Below are 11,940 nucleotides of genomic sequence, written 5' to 3'. Positions count from 1 at the left end.
GAGGCCGTGCGCCGGGCGTTCCTGTGATCGGTAGGCGGGTCTCGCGCCGGAAGCTTCGCGGCATGATGACGAAGATCCCGGACGGGATGTACCCCCCGTACCAGACGCCGACGCCGTACCTGCCGGTCGAGCCCTACGGAAGCCCGCGCCGGGTGCGGCGGTCGGTGCCGTTGCTGTTCCTGCTCCCGCTGGTGCTGTTCGCCGGGCTGTTCTTCGGCGGGTCCTACCTGGTCTCGCCCGAGCCCGATGTCGAGGTCCAGGCGGACATCGGCGTGGCCTCCGCGAACGGGCGGGACGTGCTGCTCCTGCCCTACGAGCGGCACGGCCCGCGGGGCATGTTCCAGCTCATGTTCCAGGACATGTTCCAGGTGCGGCTGGCCGCCACCGACGCCGCCACCGGCGAGCTGCTGTGGGACACCCAGTTGGCCGACGACCTGGTCTGGCAGGCATCGGTGCTCGCGGCCGGCGAGCGGTACGCCTACGTGGCCACCGACGCGGGTCTCGTGGTGCTGGACCTCGCCGACGGGTCGAAGGTCGCCGAAGGCAAGGGGATCGAGGGTCTGGGCGACGCCTTCGTCGCCGCCCGCTGGAGCTACCGGTACGACCCGGACAACCGCCGGGTGATGACGATGAGCGGCACCGGCGCCGTGCTGGCGATCCCCCTGGACTCCGCGACGGCGACCCCCGTCGACCCGCAGACGTCGGCGACGTGGGCGGGCGCGCTGTCCGAGCGCACGTTCCCCGACACCCGCCCGAGCACGGTGACCAAGGCCGGTGTCCGGGACGGGCGGGTCGAGCTGCGGCCCCGGCCCGGCGGCGCGCCGGGGCAGGTGCTGGTCCGGATCACCCCCGGCGGCGAGGAGGTCCAGGTGGGCGATGTCACGTTCCACGAGGCGGGGCTGCTCGCGGACGGGACGGCGGCGGCCGGGTTCGCGTCGGACCACGTGATGGTCGTGCACAGCCGACACGTCAACGACAAGGACCGGGCGCTCAGCGCGGTGTCCCTCGCCACGGGCGCGGTCACCGGCTCCGTGCCGATCGACCACTCCTCGTTCAGCCGCCCGGCGACCCGTGCGAACGGCGCCACGGCCGTCGGCACCGGCTCCGCCGTCGCCGTGCTCACCCCGGACGGCCGCCTCACCGCACGGCCGGTCGGCGCGAGCGACTTCTTCGGCAACCCCTCCTGACCGGCCCCGGCCCGCAAGTTCCCCTTGACTCGGAAGGAAGTCACCATGAAGGCGATCATCCTGCTGTTCCTGCTGGTCGATGTCGGGTGCACCATCGCGTACATCGTCAACGGCGTCACCTCCGACGACGAGATGCCCTGGGTCAGCGGCTGGATAGTAGGGCCACTGACGTTGCTGTTCTTCGCGCCGATGATGTTCGGCATCGCCCGGATGACCAACGGCGTCTCCCTGTCCGGCGGCGTGCACAAGTCGTTCCGCGGCGCGCCGCTCGGCATCGGCCGGGTGACCGGCGTGGCCCGCACCAGCCTGTCCGTCAACGACCAGCCGCTGATGGAACTCGACCTGGAGGTCGACACCCCGGAGGGCCACACGTTCCGCGCCAAGGCCCGCCAGGTCATCGACTTCACCGAGGTGGGCATGGTCCAGATCGGCGCCACGCTCCCGGTGCGCTACCTGCCCGACGGCCGGGTGACCCTGGCGACCGACGCCCCGCAGCACGAGATGCAGGCCGCCTTCGACCGCGTGCAACTGGCCAAGGGCCTGATCACGCCGAGGCAGCTCCACATCACCGACCACGGGGTGGAGGCGCACGCCGTGGTCCTGTCCATGGTCCCGACCGGCGAGGTGCGCGGCGACCGCTCGGTGGTGCACCTGGCCCTCCGGGTGACCCGCCCGGACCGCACGATGTTCGACCTGACCCAGGAGAAGGCGCTGGCGCCGGACTCGATCACGCAGCTCCAGCCGGGCTCGGTGACCCGCGTGAAGTACCTGCCGCACGACGAGTCCGAGGTCGTCGTCCTCATCCCGCTCAAGCGGTGACGGCTCGTACCGGTCACGGCGGCGCGAGGACAGCGGTCGCGTCGCGGACGGCGACCGCCCACGTCGGGATCGTGGTCCGGATCCCGACGTGGGCGGTCGGTTTCGATCACCGCGGTGCGGATCCCCCGCGGAACGGCGCGAGCAGTTCGTCCACTGTGGACACCCGGCCGTTCTTCATCACCAGTTTGATGTTCGACAGCGCGGCGATGTCACGGGACGGGTCGCCCTCGGTGAACACCAGGTCGGCCAGCTTGCCCGGCTCCACGCTGCCCAGGTCCTCCTCCACGCCGAGCCGGCGCGCGGACAGCAGGGTCGCGCTCTGCAACACCTGGAACGGTGTGACGCCGTACTTGGCCATCGCCCGCAGGTTGAGGTGCAGGCTCACCGCCATGCTGTCCAACGGCGCGTCGGTGCCCGCCAGCACGATGCCGCCGGCCGCCAGCAGCTTGCTGATCAGGCCGACGTCGCGGCGGGCCTGCTCGGGTGAGCCGTCCAGGAAGCCGCACGGCCCGCGCCCTTGCGCGCAGAGCAGTTTCGCGTTCAACGCCTGCCACTCCTGGCCGGTGTACAGGGTGCGCACCCTGGGGTCCTCGACCATGCCGGGGTCGTCGGCCATCATCGAGCCCGCGCTGAACAGCGTGGTGCTGACCGCCATCTTGCCGCGGGCGAGCAACTGGATCACGTCCTCGTACGGGCCGCCAAACGAGGAGTCCCGCGGGAACCCGAAGCCCCACTTCGACGGGCCGGCGAGGTGTTCCTTCATGTCCACGCCGTGCGCGATGCCCGGGTAGAGGTAGTGCGAGGACGTGTGGATGCCCAGCCGGTGCGCCCGCGCGGCCACCTGGGCCTGCCAGTCGAACGGGAAGCGCTCGTAGGTCTTGACCATGTCGTAGTCGAGTTCGCGGACCCTGGACAGCTCCAGCTCGACCTGCTGTGGGCTGCGCACCGGCCGGGCGAACTCCCAGCCGACCCGCGAGCCTTCCAGCATCTCGCCGGTCATGAAGAACCGGGGACCGGTCCGGGCGCCGGCGTCCAGCGACTCGCGGTCCTCCAACGCCCGGTAGGCCGGGTCGCCGGTCGAACGGGTGGTGGTGATGCCGTAGGCCAGCAGGACCCTGCCCTGGCGGTCGCCGACGAACTTCGACCGGATCTCCTGGTGGACGTGCATGTCCACCAGACCGGGCGTGACGGTGTACTCGCTCGCGTCCACGAACCGCGCGCCGTCGCGCGGCCGGTCCGGGCGGTGGGCCTCCACCTGCTCGATGCGGTTGCCCACGACCACGATGTCCACGTTGGTGCGGGGTTCGGGGTTGCGGCCGTCCCACAGGCGTCCGGCGTGGATCACCACGCGGCTGTCGGGCTTGTCCCGGGTGTAGGTCAGGTCGACCGGCACGTCGCGCGCCGGGCCGCCGTCCACGGTGGTGAGCTTCAGCCTGCCGTTGTTCAGGTACAGCAGGGTCTTCGCGTCACCCCAGCTCGGCGCGTCGCTCGCTTCGCGGGTGACCTGCCGGGCGGGACCGGTCGGGCTGCCCGTCGGGTCCACCGGCAGCACCGAGATGGTGCCGTCCATGGAGAACGCGAGCCAACGCCCGTCCGGCGACCACACCGGGCCGTCGTCGCCCCGCGTGGAGACCGAGCCGAACGGCGCGGGCTCGACCGTCCGCGTCCGCCGCGAGGCGAGGTCGACCAGCATGATCTGGTTGCGCTCCAACGCGTTCACGGTGAGCGCGAGGGTCTTGCCGTCCGGCGACCAGGACGGCCTGCCGGGCGCGTTCTGCTGCCCCAGCACGCGGGTGACCGCGCCACTGGCCAGGTCGACCGTCAGCGTCTGGAAGGTGTTGTCCTGGAACGCCAGCGCGCGGCCGTCCGGGGACCAGGTCGGCGAGACCTCGGCGCCGGCCGTCGAGGTGACCCGCTGCTCCCGACGTGACGCGACATCGAGCACGTACAGGTCCATGGTGCCCGCTTTGTCCGACGCGTAGGCGATCCGCGTGCCGTCGCGGGACCAGGCCGGGTCGGTCTCGTAGAACGAGTCACGGGTCAGCCGCGCCGGAGCGCCGCCGACGGGCATCAGCCACACGTCGTTGAGCGCCTTGAACACCACCGACTTGCCGTCCGGCGACAGCGCCGGGGCGACGATGCCGCGCACCCGTCGCGGCTGACGGCTGTCGAAGTCGTACTGCTTGCGGTCGTAGGAATCCCGCCGGAGGCTGAACGTCGCGGTGAACGGCACGACCCGGGTGGCCCCGGTGGCCGCGTGGGAGACCGCGATGCGGCCGTTCGCGCCGTAGATCAGCTCGTCCGGCGACAGCCAGCGCGGCGGGAACGGGAACACGTCCCGGTAGGTGCCGACCTGGCGCACCGCGCCGGCCTCGGAGACCGCGAGCGTCCGGGCTCCCTGCCCGGTGCGGACGAACGCGAGCCGCTTGCCGTCCGGCGACCACGACGGGGCCGAGATCCCGGGCGTGGCCGGGACCACCGTGCGCACGGCCCCGGTCGCCACGTCGACGCTCTCGACCGTGTTGCCCTGGACGTAGGCGATGCTGCGGCCGTCCGGGGCCCAGGTGGGTTGGGCTTCCCGGGTGCCGGCGGTGGTGATCCGCTTCAGCGCGCCGGACTGCACGTCCACGGTCCAGATGTCCTCGGTGCCCTGCCGGTCCGAGGTGAACGCGATCTGCTTGCCGTCCGGGGACCACGCCGGGTAGAGGTCGTCGTACTCGCCGCTGGTCACCTGTCGGGTGTTGCGGCCGTCCGGCGTGACGGTCCGGATGTGGAACATGCCGTCCGCGAAGGACTGGAGCGCGATCCGGCTGCCGTCCGGCGAGAACACCGGCCAGAACGGGTCCAGGAAGTCCTCGCCGATGGCGGTGGCCGCGCCGCCGGAGCGCGGCATCGAGAAGAGCTGTCCTTGCAGGTCCATGACGATCGTGCCGTCGCGCGGCGACACCGCCACCGCGAGGTTGGTGCCCTCGCTGACGGTGACCGTGGTGGGAGGTGGTCGGTGGTGCCGGGCCTCGGCCGAGGTCGCCGAGGACACGACCATGACGCAGACGAGCGCCGCGCCGCCGAGCCGGCGGTGATTCGCAGTACGCATGTCAGAAGCTCCTTGCACGGGCGCGCTGCCACACCGGGGCGACGGTTCCGGTGCGGCAGCGGCGGAAGTCAGAGTCCGAACGCGAGCAGGACGTTGCCGTGTTCACTCGGGTACGAGGGCCAGTAGCCGGACTGGACGTAGAGCATCCCGTTGGCGACCACCGCGCCGCCGTTGCCGGAGATCGAGCTGCCGTGCCCGGTCAGCCCGTTCACGCCCGCGAAGTCGCGGATCGTGTCGAACTCCCACCGGACCTTGCCGGTCGTGGAGTCGTAGATCCGCATCTTGCCGTCGTTGCTGCCCTCGTACACCAGGCCGGGACTGGTCGTCACGGCCGGTGTGTGGGCGAGCGCGCACACCCGCGGGTGCGGAGCCGCGCCGCCGGTGGTGCAGCCGTCGGCCGGGTTCGGCGTCTGCCACACCACGTCGCCGTTCGCCGGGTCGAGCGCGAACAGCGTGCCGGGATTGCCGAAATAGGTTGCCATGTAGAGCCGTTTGCCGTCGAAGCTGCTGCCCCACTGGATGCCGCTCAGGCCGCCGCCCGGCATCGGCGTGGATAGCTGCCGCCGCCACGACACCTCGCCGGTCTTCGCGTCGAAGACGTGGTAGACGCCGCTCTTCTGGCCGATGCCGACCATGGTGCGGCCGTTCGAGCGGAACAGCGTGGGCGTCGCGCCGAGGTCGTAGTCCAGCGCGGTGCCGTCCTTCTGGCCGGGGCAGTAGCCCTCGTTGTCGGGGAAGCCGCACAGCAGCCGCCAGGTGTCCGCCTGGGTCACCTTCTGCTTCCAGCGCGCCACCCCCGTGCGGGCGTCCAGGGCCAGCAGGGTGTCGAAGTCCCCGGTGGTCCCGGAGTACAGGTTGCCGGTGCCCACGTACAGCGTGTTGGTGCGCTCGTCGACCACCGGCGAACTCCACACGCCCGCACCGGACGGCTCGTAGCGGGTCGCGCCGCTGGGCCACGTGCCGACCGCCTGCGGCTCCGGCGTGGTGAAGTACCGCCACGCCAGGTCGCCGGTGTCGGCGTCGAACGAGTCGATGTGCCCCCGGAACGTGCAGCACGGGTACGCGCGGTCCGGGTTGATGTTCTCGCCGCTGGACGCGCCGACGTAGATGCGCCCGTCGTGGTAGAGCGGCGAACTGGTGTGCATGCCGGCCGCGTGCGGCTCGGTGTCCTTGGCCCACACCACTTTGCCGGTCCGCTGGTCGAGCGCGTAGAGGAATCCGCTGTTGTCGCCGAAGTACACCTTGCCGCGCGCGACGGCGGGCCCGTCGATCACCACTCCCCCGGTGTTGACGGTGGCCAGGTCGAATGTCCACCGGGTGGCCCCGGACTTGGCGTCCAGCGCGTGGAATTTGCCGTCCGGGCTGCCGAAGTAGATCCCGCCGTCCGCCACCGCGGGTTGGCTCTTGGCCGGAAAGCCGTTCTTCGGATAAGCGAAAGCCCACTTCAGCTTCAGTTTGCCGACCGACCACGGCGCGATCCGGCGTTCCGCGGCGGCAAATCGCGAGCCGGCCTTGTCGCCCTGCCAGGTCGGCCAATCACCGGGTCGCTGGGCGGTCTGCCCACCGGCGGCGGAGGCCGCGCCGCCGAGTAGCAGCGCGACCACACCCACCCCTGCCGAGATGCGATGTTTTCCTTTGAGCACAGGCACGTCCAGTCCTTTCGGTGGGCGGCCTGCACTCAACGTACTGGGTGCGTCCGGAGTTGCCTTGCTCCGAACAAACCAAATCACGAAACGAGACGAGCTAACCTCGTTCGGACAGATAGCGGGCCCCGGTCGCCCGCAGGCGCGAATGCACCCCGTCAAATACCACGGCACCCGGAAGAATGGCCTTGGGCAATTTCGCCAACATCGTGTAGTTGGTGTCCACCACGTTCCCGGCGGGCGCCAGTCCCGCCTGGCTGACCAGTTGGTACGCGTCCAGGGCGTCCAGGCCGAGCAGCCCGGCGGTCCAGCCCACGAGGTCGTGCTGGCTGATCCGGAACGCGTCCTCCAGCGGGCGGGCGGAGCCGGTCGACATCAGGAACCCGTCGCTCTCCAGCCGGGGCCACGCCGGGGCCGCGCCCTTGATCAGGTCGACCACGACCACCGTGGACATGGCGGCCTCCACCGCCGTGCCGCACACCTCGCCCTCGCCCTGGCGGCAGTGGCCGTCGCCGATCGAGATCAGCGCGCCGGCGACGTTCACCCCGAAGTAGGCCGTCGTGCCCGCCCGCATCTCCGGCGTGTCCATGTTGCCGCCGTGCGCGCCGGGGGTGATGCTCATGATCACCTCGTTGGCGGCGGGCGCGACGCCGACGGTGCCGTGCATCGGGTCCAGCGGCAGCTCCACCTCGAAGTCGCTGCGCCGCGCCCGGAACCGGCACACGCCCCGGGCCACGTCCACGTCGTACATCCAGACCCGTTCCGGCAGCGCCTCGTGCAGCATCGCCGTGGTGTGCGTCGCGGTCAGCGCGCCGAAGTGCGGGAACGTCGTGGACACCGCCCAGTCGCGGGTCGGCCGGATGTCGACGAAGTGCACCGCCACCGCGTCGCCCGGCTCGGCGCCCTCCACCGCGATCGGCCCGGTCACCGGGTTCAGGTAGGGGAACTCGCACACCTGGCTGGGCAAGTCGCCGACACCCCGCACCGCGCCGCCGAAGCAGTCCTCGGTGGTCAGCTCCACCACGGTGCCCGGCTTCACGGTCACCAGCGGCTCCCGCCCGCCGAACGCGTACCCCAGGTCGGCCCGTTCCGGGTGCAGCCGCACGACCTCCACGCTCACTTGCCCTCCTCGTTGCCACCGATGCCGACCAGCACCGGACGACGGCCCGCCAGCAGCAGGCCGATCAGGATCACCGCGCCGACACCCAGCCACACGAACCCGATGGTCTGCGCGGCGACCTTCGCGTTGATCACCACGTACGCCAGGATGGCGAACCCGATGCCCGGCGCGATCAGGTGGGCCCACCAGTTCCGGCTGCGGCGGCGGACCACGTAGTGCGCGACCACGGACACGTGCAGCACCAGGAACGCCGACATCGCGCCGAAGTTGACCAGCGAGCTGAGCAGCGTGATGCCGTCCTCACGGGACTGCATGTAGAGGCCGAGCACCAGCGACACACCCGCGACCAGCAGCGTGGCGTTGACCGGGATGCGGCGCGTCGGGTGCACCCTGGCCAGGAACTTCGGTAGCTGCCGGTCCCGCGCCATGGCGTACAGCAGCCGGGACGTGGCCGCCTGCGCCACCAGCGAGTTCGCGAAGCCCCACGACACGGCGGTCGCCGCCGCCGTGAGGATCGCCAGCCACTCGCCGCCGGCCGCCCGTGCCGCGTCGTAGAACGCCGTGCCGCCGCTGTCGCCGTTGGCGACCAGGCCGTCCGGGTCGGGCACCAGCAGCGCCGCCACCCAGGTCTGCACGATGAACAGCGCGCCGGTGAGCAGCAGTGCGGCCACCATGGAGCGGCCGAGGGCGCGGGCCGAGTCCCGGTTCTCCTCGGCGAGCGTGGAGATCGCGTCGAAGCCGAGGAAGCTGAGCACCGCGATGGACACCGCGCCGAACACCAGCGCCCAGGAGAACGTCCCGCTGTCGAACAGGGGGGCGAAGCTGAAGCCGCGGCCCTTGCCCCGGGTGAGCGCGACGATCCCGATCACCAGGAAGATCGCGAGGATGGCCAACTGGGCGACCAGCATCACCCGGTTGACCTTGGCGGTCATCTCGATGCCCAGGTAGTTGACCGCGGTGTTGAGCACCACGAACGCCACCAGCCACAGCCACACCGGGACGGCGGGCACCAGCGAGTTCATCGCCACGCCCGCGATCAGGTACAGCAGGCCGGGCACCAGCACGTAGTCCAGCAGGATCATCCACCCGGCCAGGAACCCGACCGGCGCGCCGATCCCCCGTCCCGCGTAGGTGTAGACCGAGCCCGCGATCGGGAAGGCCTTCGACATCTCGGCGTACGAGCCGGCCGTGAACAGCATGGCGAGCATGCCGATGGCGTAGGCGAGCGCGATCATGCCGCCCGAGCCCTGGAACACGCTGCCGAAGATGCCGAACGGGGCGATCGGCACCATGATGATCATGCCGTAGACGAGCAGGTCCTTGAACCCCAGGGACCGCCTCAGTTCCTGGGTGTAGCCGTAGCTTTCGAGAGCCGGGTCCTGCGCCATGGCGTCCTCCTGCCACACGGTGGTCCGGCGAAGCCTAGACAAATGTCCTTCCATTTGGAAAGGTTCCGACTGGAAGCATCCGCTGGGCCGGTCGGTGGCGGCCGGTCGGTGGGGGCGGACGCCGGGGTGGCTGTCCGTGGCGGACGGTGAGGTGGAGCGCGGCCGGTGGAGGCTGCCGAGGGGAGGCGGGCGGTGATCGCGGACGGTGCGGCGCGGCCCGTGGGCGCTGCCGGTAGGGGCTGCCGGCGGTCAGAGCGGGGCGATCACCGTCAGGTCGAGCCCGTCGGCCCGCGCCAGGAAACCGGTCAGGCGGGGCGGCCCCAGCGGTGCGCCGACCCACGCGCCGCGAGCCGCCGACCCGAGCGGTGCCGTCGATCCCAGCAGCGCCGCCGTCCCCGCCTGCGCGCCATCGGCCGTCAGCGCACGCGTCCAGGCCAGCGCGGCGGCCAGGTGCACCCCGTCGTAACAGCCCTCGGCGTACGCGTCGAGCACCGGAGCCCGCCCGCCGAACAGCGCCCGGTGCCGCTCCGCGAGCGCCATCCGCCGCTCGTCACCCTGCCCGGCGAACGAGCGCATCGCCGCGTACAGCTCGCCGGTGTCGTCGCCACCCGCCGCGAGCAGCCCGTTCTCCTCCAGCGAACCGGACAGCCGCACCACCCGGCCGGCCGACGGCGAGGCGGTGAACACCCGGTTGAACAACGCCAGGTCCCGGCCGACCAGGCTGAGCAGGACGGCGTCCACCCGGACCCGGGCCAGCGCGTCGACGATCTCCTCAGCGTCGATCCCCGGACCCGGGAACGGCGTCAGCCGCGTCGTCACGACCTCGCCGCCCAGGCTCCGCACGATGCCCTCCGCCGCCCGGTGCACCGCGCGCGGCCAGATGTAGTCGCTGCCGACGAACGCCCACCGCCGCAGCCTCCGCCGCGCCACCAGCCACCGGACGGCGGGCGCGAACTGACGTCCCGGCGAGTCGCCGAGCAGCACCACGCCGGGCCGTCGCGCCCCGCCCTCGTGCGGCGGCGTGAAGATGTACGGCACCCGTCCGCCCAACGCCGTCTCCAGCGCCCGGTGGACGTCGCTGGTGTGGAACCCGACGAACGCGTCCACCAGCCCGACCAGCCCGGACGCGTCCCGCACCACCTCGGGCGGCAGCCGTCCGGCGTCCACCAGCACCAACTGCACCGGACGCCCGGCGACCCCGCCGGCGGCGTTCAGCTCGGTGGCCGCCAGCGCCGCCGCGAGCAGCCCGGACGGCCCCGTCAGCCCGAGGGCGCCGGACAGCGGCAGCAGCAGTCCGAGCCGCAGCACAGCCGGGTCGGGGCCGTCCACCGCCACCTCGATGCGGTCGCGCACGACCGTGCGCACGATTGCCGAGGAGTCCATGGGCAGAAGTATGCTCGCCGTCGAGTCCCCCGCCGAAAGGCCCGTCATGCCTGATCAGCACCGTCCCCGCCTCGCCCGCGCGGACCTGGTCGACCTGCTGACCCGCATCCAGCGCACGCTGGTCCGCGACCTCGGCGCGGCGTTGGAGGAGGAAGGTGTCACGGTCGACCAGTGGCGCGTCCTGCGCGCGCTGGCCGACGAGGAGCGCTCCATGGGCGAACTGGCCGGCGCGCTGGAGATCCCGCACCCGACCCTGACCCGCATCGTGGACACCCTGGTCGACTCGGCCTTCCTCTACCGCTCGCAGTCCGAGGAGGACCGGCGCAAGGTCTCCGTGCACGTCTCCGACCTGGGCCACGACAAGCTGCACCGCCTCGAATCCCTCGCCGCGGCCCACGAAGGCGCGTTGGCCGTCCGCCTCGGCCCGGACACGGTGGCGGGCCTGTCGACACTGCTCCGCGGCCTCGCGTAAGCGGTGCCACAACCACGCCCGAGCCGTCACGCCCGAGCCGTCAGGCCTGAATCGTCAGGCCCGAGCCGTCACGCCCGAATCGTCAGGCCCGAATCGTCAGGCCCGAATCGTCAGGCCCGAATCGTCAGGCCCGAATCGTCAGGCCCGAATCGTCAGGCTCCGGCCGACGGCGGCACGGACACGGTCGTCACCGGAGCACGCACCACGAGCACCCCGTCGAGCAGCCAGGCCTCGATCCGCTCGACGTCGATCTCGGCGGGCAGGGTCGCGCAGTAGTAGTACCCGCGACGCCGGCGGCGGACCGTGATGCCGACGCGGGCGCGGGGCACCGGCACGCCGTCCGGGCGGAGTTCGTGGTCGTGGACTTCGACCACCACGTCGTGGAAGCGCACGCGGGGCACGACGGTGGCGAACAGGTAGGCCTGTGCGGTCACGACGACGTCCACCGACGACGGGCAGGAGTCGTCGGTGGACACGTCCCAGGGACGGCCGAGGGTGCGGCCGACGCGCTCCCACCAGAGGTCCATCTCGCGCAGTGGCCCCGGCTCCGCGGGGGAGCCCCGGTAGACCGTCAGCCACTCCACGACGTCACCTTCCCGATGGTTTCGGCACGTCGAAGTGGGTGTACCCGGCCCGGCGGGAGCACAAGCTCGGACGAACGGGTGATGTTCCTACTCGGCGTCGGCCTCCGGGGCGGACTCGTCCGGCATCGGGGCGCCGGCCGCCTGGTCGGCGGCGGCTTCGGCGTCGACCACCAGTTCCGGTCCGCCCCACTGGCGCTCGGTGGCGCCCATGCTGTGCTTGCCCATCGCGCTACTCCCCTCCACTTCGGCT

General features: G+C 71.7%; 10 protein-coding genes. 3 read left to right on the top strand and 7 right to left on the bottom strand.

The window, feature by feature from the left end:
• The first annotated feature begins 62 nt into the window (after nucleotides 1–62).
• Nucleotides 63–1,187, top strand: coding sequence for a PA2928 family protein (locus ACQPZF_RS19670; RefSeq protein WP_433273666.1), 1,125 nt, complete (start codon nucleotides 63–65; stop codon nucleotides 1,185–1,187).
• Between the two features lie 45 nt (nucleotides 1,188–1,232).
• Nucleotides 1,233–2,006 (top strand): hypothetical protein, encoded by a 774-nt coding sequence (locus ACQPZF_RS19665; protein ID WP_433273664.1) that lies wholly within the window; start codon nucleotides 1,233–1,235, stop codon nucleotides 2,004–2,006.
• 106 nt (nucleotides 2,007–2,112) lie between these two features.
• On the opposite strand, the gene ACQPZF_RS19660 is transcribed toward ACQPZF_RS19665, so the two are convergent.
• The 5 genes from ACQPZF_RS19660 to ACQPZF_RS19640 all read right to left on the bottom strand — a co-directional run bounded on the left by ACQPZF_RS19660 (nucleotide 2,113) and on the right by ACQPZF_RS19640 (nucleotide 10,634).
• On the bottom strand, nucleotides 2,113–5,100 hold the full coding sequence (locus ACQPZF_RS19660; RefSeq protein ID WP_433273662.1) for an amidohydrolase family protein: 2,988 nt from the start codon (nucleotides 5,098–5,100) through the stop codon (nucleotides 2,113–2,115).
• 68 nt (nucleotides 5,101–5,168) lie between these two features.
• Nucleotides 5,169–6,743: a PQQ-binding-like beta-propeller repeat protein gene (locus ACQPZF_RS19655; RefSeq protein ID WP_433274623.1), complete on the bottom strand. Its 1,575-nt coding sequence runs from the start codon at nucleotides 6,741–6,743 to the stop codon at nucleotides 5,169–5,171.
• 100 nt (nucleotides 6,744–6,843) lie between these two features.
• The gene (locus tag ACQPZF_RS19650; RefSeq protein ID WP_433273660.1) at nucleotides 6,844–7,863 is read right to left on the bottom strand and encodes an acetamidase/formamidase family protein; all 1,020 of its coding nucleotides are present in this window, start codon (nucleotides 7,861–7,863) and stop codon (nucleotides 6,844–6,846) included.
• Nucleotides 7,860–9,251: an APC family permease gene (locus ACQPZF_RS19645; protein WP_433273658.1), complete on the bottom strand. Its 1,392-nt coding sequence runs from the start codon at nucleotides 9,249–9,251 to the stop codon at nucleotides 7,860–7,862. The genes ACQPZF_RS19650 and ACQPZF_RS19645 overlap by 4 nt, the downstream gene beginning before the upstream one ends.
• Before the next feature lie 249 nt (nucleotides 9,252–9,500).
• A complete protein-coding gene (locus tag ACQPZF_RS19640) occupies nucleotides 9,501–10,634 on the bottom strand; it encodes an ABC transporter substrate-binding protein (RefSeq protein WP_433273656.1) in 1,134 nt (377 codons plus the stop codon).
• Between ACQPZF_RS19640 and ACQPZF_RS19635 the strand changes: the two genes are divergently transcribed.
• Nucleotides 10,633–11,106, top strand: coding sequence for a MarR family winged helix-turn-helix transcriptional regulator (locus ACQPZF_RS19635; RefSeq protein ID WP_433273654.1), 474 nt, complete (start codon nucleotides 10,633–10,635; stop codon nucleotides 11,104–11,106). The genes ACQPZF_RS19640 and ACQPZF_RS19635 overlap by 2 nt on opposite strands.
• Nucleotides 11,107–11,258: 152 nt before the next feature.
• On the opposite strand, the gene ACQPZF_RS19630 is transcribed toward ACQPZF_RS19635, so the two are convergent.
• Nucleotides 11,259–11,690, bottom strand: coding sequence for an Hsp20/alpha crystallin family protein (locus ACQPZF_RS19630; protein ID WP_433273652.1), 432 nt, complete (start codon nucleotides 11,688–11,690; stop codon nucleotides 11,259–11,261).
• Nucleotides 11,691–11,777: 87 nt separating this feature from the next.
• Nucleotides 11,778–11,915, bottom strand: a complete 138-nt coding sequence (locus ACQPZF_RS19625; protein WP_433273650.1) for a hypothetical protein — start codon at nucleotides 11,913–11,915, stop codon at nucleotides 11,778–11,780.
• Nucleotides 11,916–11,940: the final 25 nt, after the last annotated feature.

Source organism: Actinosynnema sp. CS-041913 (assembly GCF_050942485.1).
Taxonomy (GTDB): Bacteria; Actinomycetota; Actinomycetes; order Mycobacteriales; family Pseudonocardiaceae; genus Actinosynnema.
Note: the sequence above shows the minus strand (reverse complement) of the source record. Positions and strands in the feature narration are given on the sequence as shown.

What these genes read in the sequence shown, in the direction of transcription:
- ACQPZF_RS19670 (WP_433273666.1), top strand. Translation starts at nt 63, where the DNA reads ATGATGACGAAGATCCCGGACGGGATGTACCCCCCGTACCAGACGCCG.
- ACQPZF_RS19625 (WP_433273650.1), bottom strand. Translation starts at nt 11,915, where the DNA reads ATGGGCAAGCACAGCATGGGCGCCACCGAGCGCCAGTGGGGCGGACCG.
- ACQPZF_RS19635 (WP_433273654.1), top strand. Translation starts at nt 10,633, where the DNA reads ATGGGCAGAAGTATGCTCGCCGTCGAGTCCCCCGCCGAAAGGCCCGTC.
- ACQPZF_RS19665 (WP_433273664.1), top strand. Translation starts at nt 1,233, where the DNA reads ATGAAGGCGATCATCCTGCTGTTCCTGCTGGTCGATGTCGGGTGCACC.
- ACQPZF_RS19645 (WP_433273658.1), bottom strand. Translation starts at nt 9,251, where the DNA reads ATGGCGCAGGACCCGGCTCTCGAAAGCTACGGCTACACCCAGGAACTG.
- ACQPZF_RS19660 (WP_433273662.1), bottom strand. Translation starts at nt 5,100, where the DNA reads ATGCGTACTGCGAATCACCGCCGGCTCGGCGGCGCGGCGCTCGTCTGC.
- ACQPZF_RS19640 (WP_433273656.1), bottom strand. Translation starts at nt 10,634, where the DNA reads ATGGACTCCTCGGCAATCGTGCGCACGGTCGTGCGCGACCGCATCGAG.